12 protein-coding genes are annotated in these 13649 nt (G+C 73.8%); 10 read left to right on the top strand and 2 right to left on the bottom strand.

The genetic code is table 11. The annotated features are described in order from the left end of the window. The first annotated feature begins 51 nt into the window (after positions 1-51). From QWY28_RS12370 to QWY28_RS12360, 3 genes are all read left to right on the top strand, one after another. Positions 52-1176, top strand: coding sequence for an S-(hydroxymethyl)mycothiol dehydrogenase (locus tag QWY28_RS12370; RefSeq protein WP_300952867.1), 1125 nt, complete (start codon positions 52-54; stop codon positions 1174-1176). Then, a complete protein-coding gene (locus tag QWY28_RS12365) occupies positions 1176-1799 on the top strand; it encodes an MBL fold metallo-hydrolase (RefSeq protein WP_300952866.1) in 624 nt (207 codons plus the stop codon). Before QWY28_RS12370 ends, QWY28_RS12365 begins: the two co-directional genes overlap by 1 nt. A gap of 97 nt (positions 1800-1896) precedes the next feature. Beyond that, positions 1897-2943 carry a cobalamin B12-binding domain-containing protein gene (locus QWY28_RS12360; RefSeq protein ID WP_300952865.1) on the top strand — a complete coding sequence of 349 codons (1047 nt, stop codon included), beginning with the start codon at positions 1897-1899 and terminating at the stop codon, positions 2941-2943. Between the two features lie 9 nt (positions 2944-2952). Here QWY28_RS12360 and QWY28_RS12355 read toward each other — a convergent pair whose 3' ends face one another. Beyond that, on the bottom strand, positions 2953-4131 hold the full coding sequence (locus QWY28_RS12355; RefSeq protein ID WP_300952864.1) for a class I SAM-dependent methyltransferase: 1179 nt from the start codon (positions 4129-4131) through the stop codon (positions 2953-2955). 198 nt (positions 4132-4329) lie between these two features. Between QWY28_RS12355 and groES the strand changes: the two genes are divergently transcribed. Both groES and groL read left to right on the top strand, forming a co-directional pair. Next, on the top strand, positions 4330-4626 hold the full coding sequence (gene groES / locus QWY28_RS12350; protein WP_166195350.1) for a co-chaperone GroES: 297 nt from the start codon (positions 4330-4332) through the stop codon (positions 4624-4626). Positions 4627-4718: 92 nt separating this feature from the next. Continuing rightward, complete coding sequence (gene groL, locus QWY28_RS12345; RefSeq protein ID WP_300952863.1) at positions 4719-6341, top strand: chaperonin GroEL; 1623 nt, start codon at positions 4719-4721, stop codon at positions 6339-6341. A 180-nt stretch (positions 6342-6521) separates the two neighbouring features. Here the strand turns inward: groL and QWY28_RS12340 are convergent, their stop codons facing one another. Further along, a complete protein-coding gene (locus tag QWY28_RS12340; protein WP_300952862.1) occupies positions 6522-8033 on the bottom strand; it encodes a hypothetical protein in 1512 nt (503 codons plus the stop codon). A gap of 109 nt (positions 8034-8142) precedes the next feature. On the opposite strand from QWY28_RS12340, the gene QWY28_RS12335 reads away from it, so the two are divergent. The 5 genes from QWY28_RS12335 to QWY28_RS12315 all read left to right on the top strand — a co-directional run bounded on the left by QWY28_RS12335 (position 8143) and on the right by QWY28_RS12315 (position 13599). Beyond that, the gene (locus tag QWY28_RS12335; protein WP_300952861.1) at positions 8143-9033 is read left to right on the top strand and encodes a GNAT family N-acetyltransferase; all 891 of its coding nucleotides are present in this window, start codon (positions 8143-8145) and stop codon (positions 9031-9033) included. A 678-nt stretch (positions 9034-9711) separates the two neighbouring features. Further along, complete coding sequence (gene guaB, locus QWY28_RS12330; protein ID WP_300952860.1) at positions 9712-11214, top strand: IMP dehydrogenase; 1503 nt, start codon at positions 9712-9714, stop codon at positions 11212-11214. A 17-nt stretch (positions 11215-11231) separates the two neighbouring features. Further along, positions 11232-12338: a GuaB3 family IMP dehydrogenase-related protein gene (locus tag QWY28_RS12325; RefSeq protein WP_300952859.1), complete on the top strand. Its 1107-nt coding sequence runs from the start codon at positions 11232-11234 to the stop codon at positions 12336-12338. Further along, positions 12335-12802 (top strand): ribonuclease HI, encoded by a 468-nt coding sequence (gene rnhA, locus QWY28_RS12320; protein WP_300952858.1) that lies wholly within the window; start codon positions 12335-12337, stop codon positions 12800-12802. The genes QWY28_RS12325 and rnhA overlap by 4 nt, the downstream gene beginning before the upstream one ends. Beyond that, complete coding sequence (locus QWY28_RS12315; RefSeq protein ID WP_300952857.1) at positions 12799-13599, top strand: carbon-nitrogen hydrolase family protein; 801 nt, start codon at positions 12799-12801, stop codon at positions 13597-13599. The genes rnhA and QWY28_RS12315 overlap by 4 nt, the downstream gene beginning before the upstream one ends. Positions 13600-13649: the final 50 nt, after the last annotated feature.

The raw sequence follows: 13649 nt of genomic DNA, 5'->3' as shown, positions 1-13649 counted from the left end.
GCGCCCGGCCTAGGGTGAGCGGCAGAGATCCCCCGAGGAGCAGGAGCACAGATGCAGCAGGTCAAGGCGGTCGTCGCACGCGGCAAGGGCCGGCCGGTCGAGGTCACCACCATCAACGTGCCGGACCCCGGGCCCGGCGAGGCCGTCGTCGCGATCCAGGCGTGCGGGGTGTGCCACACCGACCTGCACTACCGCGAGGGCGGGATCAACGACGAGTTCCCCTTCCTGCTGGGCCACGAGGCCGCCGGCGTCGTCGAGTCGGTCGGCGAGGGCGTCACCGGCGTCGCGCCGGGCGACTTCGTGGTGCTCAACTGGCGCGCGGTGTGCGGTGAGTGCCGCGCCTGCAAGCGCGGTGAGCTGCAGTACTGCTTCAACACCCACAACGCCACGCAGCGGATGACGCTGGCCGAGGGCGACGACGCCGGCACCGAGCTCTCGCCGGCGCTGGGCATCGGCGCGTTCGCGGAGAAGACGCTGGTCGCCGCGGGCCAGTGCACCAAGGTCGACCCGTCGGCCCGCCCGGCCGCCGTCGGCCTGCTCGGCTGCGGCGTCATGGCCGGCATCGGCGCGGCGATCAACACCGGCGCGGTGACCCGTGGGAAGTCCGTGGCGGTCATCGGTTGCGGTGGGGTGGGCGTCGCGGCGGTGGCCGGCTCCGCGCTGGCGGGGGCCAGCCCGATCATCGCGATCGACATCGACGCGCAGAAGCTCGAGGCCGCGAAGAAGCTGGGCGCCACCCACACCATCGACTCCTCCGCCGAGGACGTCGTCGCGCGGGTCAAGGAGATCTGCGCGGCGACGTACGAGGGCGCCGAGGGCGCCGACGTCGTCATCGAGGCGGTCGGCCGCCCGGAGACCTGGGAGCAGGCGTTCTACGCCCGCGACCTGGCCGGCACGGTCGTCCTCGTCGGCGTGCCGACCCCGGACATGAAGGTGCCCGAGCTGCCGCTGATCGACGTGTTCGGCCGCGGCGGAGCGCTGAAGTCCAGCTGGTACGGCGACTGCCTGCCCACCCGCGACTTCCCGATGCTGGTGGACCTCTACCAGCAGGGCCGGCTCGACCTGGACGCGTTCGTGACCGAGGAGATCGGCATCGACGACGTCGAGGCGGCCTTCGAGAAGATGCATCACGCCCCCGAGGGGCAGAGCGTGCTGCGCAGCGTGGTGGTCTTCTGATGGGCGTGCGGGTCGACCACGCCGTCGTCAGCGGCACCTTCAGCCTCGACGGCGAGACCTTCGACGTCGACAACAACATCTGGGTCGTCGGCGACGACGCCGAGTGCGTCGTCATCGACGCCCCGCACTCGGTGGACGCGATCCTCGACGTCGTCGGCGACCGCGCGGTCAAGGCGATCCTGCTGACCCACGCCCACGACGACCACTGCCGGGTCGCGCCCGAGCTGCGCGAGCGGGTCAACGGCGGGTCGGGTGCGCCGATCCTGCTGCACCCCGACGAGCGGCCGCTGTGGGAGCTGACCCACACCGACCGGCTGTGGGACGTCGACCTCGCCGACGGGTTCGAGATCACCGTCGGTGGCGTCACCCTGCGGGCCCTGCACACGCCCGGCCATGCGCCCGGCGCGGTGTGCTTCTCCGCGCCCGGGCTCGGCTGCGTCTTCACCGGCGACACGCTGTTCAACGGCGGCCCGGGTGCCACCGGCCGCTCGTTCAGCGACCGGCCGACCCTGGAGGCCTCGATCCGCGCGACGCTGTTCGCGCTGCCCGACGAGACGGTCGTCCACACCGGCCACGGTGACGACACGACCATCGGCGCGGAGAAGGCGCTGCTCGGCGCCTGAGCCCGCCCGGGGCGCACGCAGGACGCACCTCGGCGCCCGGAACCGGTGTTGGAACGCTCCAAGAATGTGAAACGCCGGTTCCGGGCAGAGGTGCCCCGTGGACCACGCCCGGACGCAGTACTGGACGGCGCTGCACGACGGCGACCGGGCCGGCGCCCTGGCGGCCGTCAAGCGGATGCACGACGCCGGACGCACGCACCTCGAGATCGTCGACGAGGTGGTGCTGCCCGCCCAGGAGCGGCTCGCCGGGCTCTGGCTCGCCGGGGAGTGGACCGCCGAGCAGCAGCGGGTCGCGACCGCGATCAACGAAGGACTCGTGCACTGGCTGTGCTCCTTCGCGCCGGCCCCCGCCTCGGACCGTCCGCTTGTCGTCGTCGCGACGGTCGAGCGCGAGGAGCTGCCGGCGCTGGTGCTCGCCGAGGGCCTCGCCTCCGCCGGCTACCGCACGACCTTCACCGGTGGCGACACCGTCGCGCAGGACCTGCTGCGCCAGGTGCTCACCCGCAAGCCGCGGGCGCTGCTCGTCAGCGTCGCCCGCACCTCCTCCCTCGCGGTGCTCAAGCCGCTGCTCGGCCACGTCCGCGCGACCGGCATCCCGGTCATCGCGGGGGGCGCCGCGTTCGGCGGCGACCCGGACCGGGCCACGGCCATCGGCGCGACGGCGTACGCCGCGTCGGTCGGTGAGGTCGTCACGCTCCTCGAGCAGCTGCCGCGCCGCGTGCCGACCGCCGCTCCCGAGCCCCCGGGGCCGGCCGAGGCCGAGGCGGCCTGGCTCACGGAGTTCCGCCACGAGATCACGCCGTACGTCCTGCGCGCGCTCGCCGCGCGCCACCCCGCCGACCGGACCGGCGGTGCGCGTCCTCCCTGGTGGGAGGAGATGGAGGACCTCGTCGACCACGTGCTGGGCTGCCTGGCGTCCTCGCTGGTGACCGGCGACGAGACGATCATGGTCGAGGTGCGCGAGTGGCTCACCCGCGTGCTCGAGGCGCGCGGTGCCGGCCCCGGGCTGGTCCACGACGTCTGGGAGCTGCTCGCCGTCCCGCTGCGGGGCCACCCGCTGGCGCGCGTGCACCTGGCCGGGTCGGCCGTCGCGCGCGGCGTCGCCGACGGCGGTCAGACCGACGGCGTCGCAGCGCCCGCCTGACGTCGGGGCTCAGGCCAGCGGGCGCACGAGCAGCGCGGTGCCCGCGCCGGCGACCCGGGTGAGCACGAGCGTGCCCTCCTCGTCGCCGGTCAGCGCCAGCCGCTTGCGCAGCTGCTCGGGGACCACCTCGACGCCGCGCTTCTTGATCGCCAGCGTGCCGATGCCGCGCTCGCGCAGGGCGGCGCGCAGGGCCTTCTCGCGGTACGGCAGCTCCTCGAGCACCTCGTAGCCCCGCGCGAACGGCGAGCGGTACGCCGCGTCGCCGGTGACGTAGGCGATGTGCTCGTCGACCAGCCCGCCCTGCACGCCGGCCGCGACGGCGGTGACCAGCCCCGCGCGGACGACCGCGCCGTCGGGCTCGTAGAGGTAGCGGCCCACGGGGCGCACCGCGACGCCGCCCTCGCCGAGCGCGGGAGCGTCCTCGTCGGTGACCGTCGCGAGGCCGCCGTCGCCGATGACGGTCGCGCGGCGGGCGGTCGTCGCGAGCCCGCCCGACCACAGGGCGGCCTCCTTGACCTCGCCGTGGTCGCTGACCCACTCCGCCTCGACGCCGTCGGGGACCAGGTCGTGGGGGATGCCCGGCGCCACCTTGACGCAGGAGTCCCGGCGCAGCAGGCCCTCGACGAACGGCCAGGGCGGGGTCCAGTCGTCGACGTCGAAGGTGCGCCCGCGGGCGCTGCGCCGCGCCGGGTCGGCGAAGGCGACGTCGAAGGGGGAGGGGTCGACGGTCGTCGCGTCGGCGACCACGACCGCGCCGGGCAGGTCGAGGGCGGCGAGGTTGGCCTCGGCGACGGCGACCCGCACGGGGTCGAGGTCGACGCCGGCGCAGGTGAGCCCGGCGCGGGCCGCCGCGACCAGGTCCCCGCCGATCCCGCAGCCGAGGTCGACGAGCGTGCGGGCGGCGTACGCCTGGAGCCGGGCGGCGCGGTGGGTGGCGACCGGCAGCCGGGTGGCCTGCTCGAGCCCCTCGGCGGTGAAGTACATCCGGGCGGCCAGCTCGCCGAACTTCGCCTCCGCCCGCACCCGCAGGCGGGCCTGGGTGAGCGCCGCGGCGGCGTGGTCGGCCGTCGCCTCCCGGCGCAGCGTCGTCTGCGCGGCGAGCGGGTCGGACCCGGTCAGCCCGGCCGCCCGCGCCAGGAGCGCCTGGCCGGGCTCGGTGAGCAGCCAGCGGAAGGCGTCGAGGTCCACGGTGCCGATCCTCGCAGGCCGGGGGTCCCTGGCACTCGCTCCCGGTGAGTGCTAGTTTCTGTCCTGGCACTCTCCCCGTGAGTGTGCCAGCGCTTGCGAACCGCGCACGACCCCCGCGACGGCGTGAGGCGGGACCGCAGGCACCAGACGTGCACCACCCACCTGAGACACCTGAGTTTGAAAGTGGAGGTCGACATCGTGTCGGTCAACATCAAGCCCCTCGAGGACCGCATCGTCGTCAAGCCGCTCGACGCGGAGCAGACCACGGCCTCCGGCCTGGTCATCCCGGACACCGCCAAGGAGAAGCCCCAGGAGGGCGAGGTCGTGGCCGTGGGCCCCGGCCGCTTCAACGACGACGGCGACGAGCGCGTCCCCATGGACATCTCCGTGGGCGACAAGGTCATCTACAGCAAGTACGGCGGCACCGAGGTGAAGTACTCCGGCGAGGAGTTCCTCATCCTCTCCGCGCGCGACGTCCTCGCGATCGTTTCCTGATCTCTCCCGGGTCGTGTGCCTGACGACGCGCTTCCGCGCGTCCGACGGCACACGACCCGGTCCTCTTTCCCGCACCACCTGCTAGGAGAGTCATGCCCAAGATCCTGGAGTTCGACGAGAACGCCCGCCGCGCGCTCGAGCGCGGCGTGGACGCGCTCGCCAACGCCGTCAAGGTGACGCTCGGCCCCAAGGGCCGCTACGTCGTCCTCGACAAGAAGTGGGGCGCCCCGACGATCACCAACGACGGCGTGACCGTCGCTCGCGAGATCGAGCTGGACGACCCGTTCGAGAACCTCGGCGCCCAGCTGACCAAGGAGGTCGCCACCAAGACCAACGACGTCGCGGGTGACGGCACCACCACCGCGACCGTCCTGGCCCAGGCGATGGTCCACGGGGGCCTCAAGGCGGTCGCCGCCGGCGCCAACCCGATGGGCCTCAAGCGCGGCATGGACGCCGCTGCGGAAGCCGTCGGCAACGCGCTGCGCGACGCCGCCCGCGAGGTCGAGACCCGCGAGGACATGGCGTCGGTCGCGACGATCTCCTCGCGCGACAGCCACATCGGCGACCTGCTCGCGCAGGCCTTCGACAAGGTCGGCAAGGACGGTGTCATCACCGTCGAGGAGTCCAACACCATGGGCACCGAGCTCGACTTCACCGAGGGCATGCAGTTCGACAAGGGCTACATCAGCCAGTACTTCGTGACCGACCCCGAGCGGATGGAGGCCGTCCTCGACGACCCCTACATCCTGCTGCACCAGGGGAAGATCTCCTCGGTCTCCGAGCTGCTCCCGCTGCTGGAGAAGGTCATCCAGGCCGGCAAGCCGCTGTTCATCCTCGCCGAGGACGTCGACGGCGAGGCGCTGTCGACCCTGGTGGTCAACAAGATCCGCGGCACGTTCAACGCCGTCGCGGTCAAGGCCCCTGCCTTCGGCGACCGCCGCAAGGCGATGATGCAGGACATCGCGACCCTGACCGGTGGTCAGGTCGTCGCCCCCGAGGTCGGCCTCAAGCTCGACCAGGTGGGCCTCGAGGTCCTCGGCCAGGCCCGCCGCGTCGTGGTCACCAAGGACGAGACCACGATCGTCGACGGCGCCGGTGACGCCGCCGAGGTCGAGGGCCGTGTCAACCAGATCAAGGCCGAGATCGAGAACACCGACTCCGACTGGGACCGCGAGAAGCTCCAGGAGCGCCTCGCGAAGCTGGCCGGCGGCGTGTGCGTGATCAAGGTCGGCGCCGCCACCGAGGTGGAGCTGAAGGAGAAGAAGCACCGCATCGAGGACGCCGTCTCCGCGACGCGTGCCGCGATCGAGGAGGGCATCGTCCCCGGCGGTGGCTCCGCGATCATCCACGCGGTCTCCGTCCTCGAGGACGACCTCGGCCTCACCGGTGACGAGGCCGTCGGCGTCCGCGTGGTCCGCAAGGCGGCCGACGAGCCGCTGCGCTGGATCGCCGAGAACGGCGGCGAGAACGGGTACGTCGTGACCACCAAGGTCCGCGAGCTCGGCGTCGGCAACGGCTACAACGCCGCCACCGGCGAGTACGGCGACCTGGTCGCCCAGGGCGTCCTCGACCCGGTCAAGGTCACCCGCTCCGCGCTGGTCAACGCCACCTCGATCGCGGCGATGCTGCTGACGACCGAGACGCTGGTCGTCGACAAGCCCGAGGAGGAGGACGAGACCGCGGCCGCCGGCCACGGTCACGGCCACGGCCACTGAGTGACCGGCCCGGTCCGAGGAACGAGGACCGGGCGGCCACGGCTCGAGCACCCAGCACCACCCGGCGGCGCCGGTCCCCACGCGGGGGCCGGCGCCGTTCGGCATTCCCGGAGCGCGCCTCGTGATGCTGGCCGAGCGCCCCGGCGCACGCTGGGCATCACGAGGCGCGCGTGGGGGTGCTCAGCAGTCGGGCTCGAGCGGCGGCCGGTCGAGCCCGCGCAGCAGGTAGACCGGCCGGTCCGAGCAGCCCGACCCGTGCCGCTCGTAGCGGGCCCGCACGGCGGCGTACAGCTCCTCGGCGCCGGGGGCGCCCCACGCGTCCCAGGGCACCCACGCCACGAGCCAGGTGGGGGCCTCGGGGCCGCGGAGGAGGCGGCCGAGGTCGGCGTAGCCGCGGTCGAGCGTGCGCATCGGCAGGCTCCACAGGTGCGGGTACGGCGTGGACAGGCCGCTGCGCAGCTGCAGGTCGGCACGGCCGCCGAAGACCACGAGCGTGTCGCCGGGCGCGGCCGCCGCGGCGATCGCGTCGCCGGTGTCGGCCTCGTGGAACTCCTGGAAGTCCAGGGCGTTCCACCCCACCCAGCCCAGCATGCAGACCAGGGACGACACCGCGCTCAGCCCGATGACCACCCGCATCGCCCGGCCGCGCCCGGTGCGGTGGCGCGCTAGCAGCGCGGCGCACAGGGCGGTCGCCGGGACGAGCCCGAAGAGGTAGTCGCGCCAGTAGCTCCCCCCGAGCGCGAGCGAGGCGGCGTCGGTCACCACGATCGCCAGCGTCGCGGCGGTCACGACCGGGTCGGCGCGCCACTCGCGACGGACGTGCACGAGGAACCCGCCGATGACCGCGACCATCCCGGCCGCGAGCGCGGCGAACGCCAGCGTGACCGCGCGGGCGACCGGTCCGTCCGAGGAGCTCGCCCCGAGCACGTCGGTGGCGTCCATCCGGAAGCCGTAGACGGCGTACCAGACGGTGTCGAGCTCGACCCCCGCCGCCGCGGCCCACGCGACGGTCGCCAGGACCGGCACCGCCGCGCCCGCGACCGCCGCCGCGGCGAGCCGCGTGAAGGTGCGCCCGTCGAGCCGCCGCGCGAGCAGGGCGGCCACCAGCAGGACGGCTCCGAAGGCCAGAGCGCCGGCGAGGTTCTGCTTCATGCCGAGCGCGGTCGTCCCGAGCAGCGCGGCCGCGAAGGCCCGCGGGGCGGACCGCCGGCTGAGCGCGTCGAGGGACAGCAGGACCGAGCCGAGCAGGAAGGGCAGCGCGAGGATCTCGCCCTTGACCGCGACCGCGTCGATGACGGTGTTGGTGAGCAGCGCGGCCACCGCGACCGCCGTCCACCGCGCCGCGCGCTCGCTCGCGACCCGGCGGGCCACGGCAGCCGCGCCCAGCACGGCGAGCGCGCAGGCCAGCGCACCGAGGACGCGGATCGCGTGCTCGCCGCCGACCCGGTCGCTGAGCGCGAACACCCCGACGACCAGGGGGTGCCGGTCGACGAACAGGTCGCCGTACACGCTGTCGGCCCGGGGGTCCCAGCCGCGCGCCACGAGCGTGAAGCCCGCCTCGTCCGCGCGCAGCGGCCGGGTCAACCCGGGCAGGCGGAGGAGGAAGGCGACCGCGGCCGCGACCGGCACCGTCCACCGCGAGTCGACGCGGGCCTCGACCCGACGGGACAGGGCGAGCCAGCGGTCGAGCACGGGCCCAGGTTCCCAGATCACACCGGGCGAGCCGTCCGTAGCACCGGTGAAACACCGGGGACGCCGACCGGCAACCTCGCCGACCCACCCTGGGCGCATGTTGTGGAGAGTGCGGACCACCCTGCCCGACCGACCCGGTGCGCTGGCGGTGCTGGCCGAGCACTGCGGCCGGGCCGGCGTGAACATCCTCGGCCTGCAGATCTTCCCCGGCGTCGAGGCCGTCACCGACGAGCTGGTCCTCAGCACCCCCGACGACTGGGACGCCGCGCGCACGGCCGACCTGGTCGGGCAGGCCGGCGGCCGCTCCGTCGTCGTGCAGTCGTGCACGGAGGCGGCGCTCAGCGACCAGCCCACCCGCTACGTCCAGGCCGCCCGCTCGATCCTGGCCTCGCCGATGTCCTTCCCCGACGTCGTCGCCCGGCTCTTCGACGCCGAGGCCGACCCCGTCGACCCGGCCGGCCCTCCCCAGGACGTCATGGAGATGACCGTCGGGGACGTGCAGGTGCAGGTACGCCGCACGGCGCCGTTCACCGCGACGGAGCACGCCCGCGGGTCGGCGATGGCGGACCTGGTGAGCGACGTGCTGCAGCGCACCCGGGCCGAGTCCGCGATCGCGATGACCCCGGGTCGTCGGATGGGCGGCGGGACCACCCCCGGGCACGTCGTCGAAGGGGACTCGATCTCGGCGGTGGTCGACGGCGTGGTCGTCGGGCTGGCGACCGTGCAGGAGCCGCTCGAGGACGAGCCGTGGACGCGCCCGGTCGTCCTGCGCGTCGACCCCGGCTGGCAGCGGCGGGGGATCGGCACCCGGCTCCTCGTCGACGCCGCGCGGCTGGCGCACACCCTCGGTGCGGACGAGATCGTGCTCACCACGAGGTCGGACAACCAGGCGGTCCTGCCGATGGTGCTGGCCGCCGGCATGCGCGGGCGGATCCGGATGGCGGCCGACGTGCTGACCGTGCGCGTCGCCGTCCGCGAGCTCCGCCCGCTCTCGACCTGACCCGCCCCGCTGGTCGAGCAGCGAGCGCCGGCGATCCCCGCTGGTTGAGCAGCGAAGGCCGCTAGGCCTGAGCGTGTCGAAACCCGGTGAGCCGAGCTGCGGCCTCGGCGCCCCGCTGGTTGAGCAGCGAGCACCAGCGACCCCCCGCTGGTTGAGCAGGGAGCGCCAGCGAGCGTGTCGAAACCCCGTGAGCCGAACTGGGGCCGCGGCGCCCCGCTGGTTGAGCAGCGAGCGCCAGCGAGCGTGTCGAAACCCCGTGAGCCGAACTGGGGCCGCGGCGCCCCGCTGGTTGAGCAGCGAGCGCCAGCGAGCGTGTCGAAACCCCGTGAGCCCAACTGGGGCCTCGGCGCCCCGTTGGTTGAGCAGCGAGCGCCAGCGAGCGTGTCGAAACCCCGTGAGCCGAACTGGGGCCTCGGGACGCCATCCCGCCTGCGGCGGGCGGGGTTGTCGGCTCTCGCGCCGCCCCGGGCCGGGATCGTGTGCGGGTCGGTGTGGTCGGCCGCCGCGTGACGGGCGTCTCCGGCTGCCACCGGGAACGCGGCCCGGTCTACCGACCCTCCGCTCGTTCCTCGCTCCGGGCTGCCAGACCCGACCACGACCGGGCCCCCGCCCCCGGCGTCCGCCTCCGGCGCCGACCGCGCGGCGTACCCGACCCTGCGTCGCCGGTAGGCTGGAGGGGTGGAGCTCCCCGACAAGTTCGCCGCCCTCGGCCTCACCTACGACGACGTCCTGCTCCTGCCGGGGTACTCCGACCTGGCGCCGTCGGACATCGACACCACCAGCCGGCTGACCCGCGAGATCAGCCTGCGGGTGCCGCTGGTCAGCGCGGCGATGGACACCGTCACCGAGTCGCGGATGGCGATCGCCATGGCGCGCCAGGGCGGTCTCGGCGTGCTGCACCGGAACCTGTCGATCGAGGACCAGGCCTACCAGGTGGACCTGGTCAAGCGGACCCAGACGGGGATCATCTCCAACCCGGTGACCATCGGGCCCGACGCGACGCTCGAGCAGCTGGACCGGCTGGCGGGGGAGTACCGCGTCTCCGGCTTCCCCGTCGTCGACGCCGACCAGCGGCTGCTGGGCATCATCACCAACCGCGACCTGCGGTTCACCCCCGTCGCGGAGTGGGCGACCACGAAGGTCGACGAGGTCATGACCACCGAGGACCTCGTCACCGGCCCGGCGGGGATCACCCGTGAGGACGCCACGGTGCTGCTGCGCCGCCACAAGAAGGAGCGGCTCCCGCTCGTCGACGACCAGGGCCGCCTGGTCGGGCTGATCACGGTCAAGGACTTCGTGAAGTCCGAGCAGTTCCCGCATGCCTCGAACGACGCCTCGGGCCGGCTGATGGTGGGCGCGGCGATCGGCTACTTCGGTGACGCCTGGGAGCGGGCGACCACCCTCATCGAGGCCGGTGTCGACGTGCTCGTCGCGGACACCGCGCACGGCCACGTCCGGCTCCTGCTCGACATGGTGCGCCGGCTCAAGTCGGACCCGGCGACCCAGCACGTGCAGGTCATCGGGGGCAACGTCGCCACCCGCGACGGTGCCCAGGCGTTCGTCGACGCCGGCGCGGACGCGGTCAAGGTCGGCTTCGGCCCCGGCTCGATCTGCACGACGCGGGTCGTGACCGGCGCCGGCGTACCGCAGGTCACCGCGGTGTACGAGGCCTCGCTGGCGTGCAAGCCGGCCGGCGTGCCCGTCATCGCCGACGGCGGCCTGCAGCAGTCCGGCGACATCGCCAAGGCGCTGGTCGCCGGCGCCGACAGCGTGATGATCGGCTCGCTGCTGGCCGGCTGCGACGAGTCGCCGGGCGAGCTGATCTTCGTCAACGGCAAGCAGTACAAGGCCTACCGCGGCATGGGCTCGCTCGGCGCGATGAGCAGCCGCGGGAAGAAGTCCTACTCCAAGGACCGCTACTTCCAGGCCGAGGTCGTCAGCGACGACCTGATCGTGCCCGAGGGCATCGAGGGCCAGGTGGCCTACCGCGGCCCGGTCACCGCCGTCGCCCACCAGCTGGTCGGCGGGCTGGCGCAGTCGATGTTCTACATCGGCGCGCGGACGGTGCCCGAGCTGCAGGAGAAGGGCCGGTTCGTCCGGATCACCTCGGCCTCGCTCAAGGAGAGCCACCCGCACGACGTGCAGATGACCGCCGAGGCGCCCAACTACAACGGCCGCTGAGCCGAGCAGAGGACCAGATGACCGAGATCGAGATCGGCCGGGCCAAGCGCGCGCGACGCGCGTACTCCTTCGACGACGTGGCGATCGTGCCCTCGCGGCGCACCCGCGACCCCGAGGAGGTCAGCACCGACTGGCAGATCGACGCCTACCGCTTCGACCTGCCCGTCCTCGCCGCGCCGATGGACTCGGTGATGTCGCCGGCCACCGCCATCGCCTTCGGGGAGTTCGGCGGCCTCGGGGTGCTCAACCTCGAGGGCATCTGGACGCGGTACGACGACCCGGAGCCGCTCCTCGAGGAGGTCGCCGGCCTGGAGGGGCACGACGCGACCCGCCGCCTCCAGGAGATCTACACCGAGCCGGTGAAGGCCGAGCTGATCACCGAGCGGCTGCGCCAGGTCCGTGAGGCCGGCGTGACCGTCGCGGGCTCGCTGTCGCCGCAGCGGACCAAGGAGTTCGCCAAGACCGTCGTGGACGCGGGCGTCGACATGTTCGTCATCCGCGGCACCACCGTCTCGGCCGAGCACGTCTCCTCGCAGGCCGAGCCGCTGAACCTCAAGGAGTTCATCTACGAGCTCGACGTGCCGGTGATCGTCGGCGGGTGCGCCACGCACCAGGCCGCGCTGCACCTGATGCGGACCGGCGCGGCCGGCGTGCTCGTGGGCTTCGGCGGGGGCGCGGCGCACACCACCCGCACCGTGCTGGGCGTGGCGGTGCCGATGGCCTCCGCCGTCGCCGACGTGGCCGCGGCCCGCCGCGACTACCTCGACGAGTCGGGCGGCCGCTACGTGCACGTCATCGCCGACGGCTCCATCGGCCAGTCCGGCGACCTCGCCAAGGCGATCGCCTGCGGCGCCGACGCGGTCATGGTCGGCTCGCCGTTCGCCCGCGCGACCGACGCCCCCGGCCGCGGTTTCCACTGGGGCACCGAGGCCCACCACGCGGACCTCCCGCGCGGCCAGCGCGTCCAGTTCGAGACGGTCGGCACGCTCGAGGAGATCCTCTTCGGCCCCTCGCGGGTCGCCGACGGCACGATGAACCTCATCGGCGCGCTCAAGCGCTCGATGGCCACCACGGGCTACACCGAGGTCAAGGAGTTCCAGCGCGTCGAGCTCGTGATCGAGTGAGCGAGGTCGACGGGCGCCCCGTCACCATCCACACCGACGGGGCCTGCGTGCCGAACCCCGGCCCCGGCGGGTGGGGTGCGCTGCTCCGCCAGGGCAGCCACGAGCTGGAGCTGTGCGGGGGCCTCGCCGAGCAGACCACCAACAACCGGATGGAGCTCACCGCGCCGATCGAGGCGCTCGAGGCGCTCAAGCGGCGCTCGGTCGTGCATCTGTACACCGACAGCACCTACGTCCGGAACGGCATCACCTCCTGGGTGCTCGGCTGGCAGCGCAACGGCTGGCTGACCAAGGCCAAGGAGCCGGTCAAGAACGCCGACCTGTGGCGACGGCTCGTCGCGGCCTGCGCCGAGCACGACGTCGAGTGGCACTGGGTCAAGGGCCACAACGGCGACGAGGGCAACGAGCGCGCCGACCGGCTCGCCGCCCGCGGGCTCGCCGAGGCGCTCGCGGCCGCACGGGCATGAGCGGCCTCCTCGTCGCCGCGGGACAGGCCGAGGCGGTCGCGGGGGACCTGGCCGCCAACGTCACGACCGCGGCGCGGCTGGCCCGCGAGGCCGGGGACCGCGGCGTACGCCTGCTGGTGCTGCCCGAGGCGTTCCTGACCGGGTACGACGCGTCGGCGTTCGACGGTCCGCTCCCCACCCCCGAGCGGCTGACCGGTGCCGCGCTGGACCCGCTCCGCGAGGTGGCGCGGGCGGCCGACCTCGTCGTCGTCGCGGGCACGGCGCTGCAGCGCGCGGACCGCCGTACCCTCTCCTCGGTCGTGGTCCGGCCCGACGGCGAGGTGAGCGTGCCGTACGACAAGCAGCACGTCGACCCGAGCGAGCGGCCGTGGTTCGAGGCCGGCGACCACGGGTGCTCGATCACCGTCGACGGCGTCGAGCTGGGGCTGAGCATCTGCTACGACGGCTGCTTCCCCGAGCACGCGCGCGCCGCCGCGGCCGACGGGGCGCTCGGCTACCTCAGCTCCGCGGCGTACTTCCCCGGAGGGGAGCACCGGCGCGACCTCTACTACGCGGCGCGGGCGGTGGAGAACTCCTTCTACGTCGTCTTCTCCGGCCTCACCGGACGCTGCGGCGCCAGCTCGTTCATCGGCGGCTCGGCCGTCTACGACCCCGAGGGTCGACCGCTCGCGAGGCTCGCCGAGGAGGAGGGCCTGGCCGTCGCCGAGCTCGACCCGGCGCTGGTCGCCGCCACCCGCCGGCGGCACGGGATGCACGACGACCACCGCTCCTCGCTCGGTCCTCGCCTGCGTTCCTGACCCCCGCTTGTCGGCTGTCGGCGCACGGTCCTAGGGTTCCGGTCCTCACC

Origin of the sequence: Nocardioides oceani, assembly GCF_030412965.1 — a bacterium.
Classification (GTDB): Bacteria; Actinomycetota; Actinomycetes; order Propionibacteriales; family Nocardioidaceae; genus Nocardioides; species Nocardioides oceani.
The sequence above is the reverse complement of the archived record's forward strand: the minus strand, read 5'-3'. Positions and strand labels throughout refer to the sequence as shown.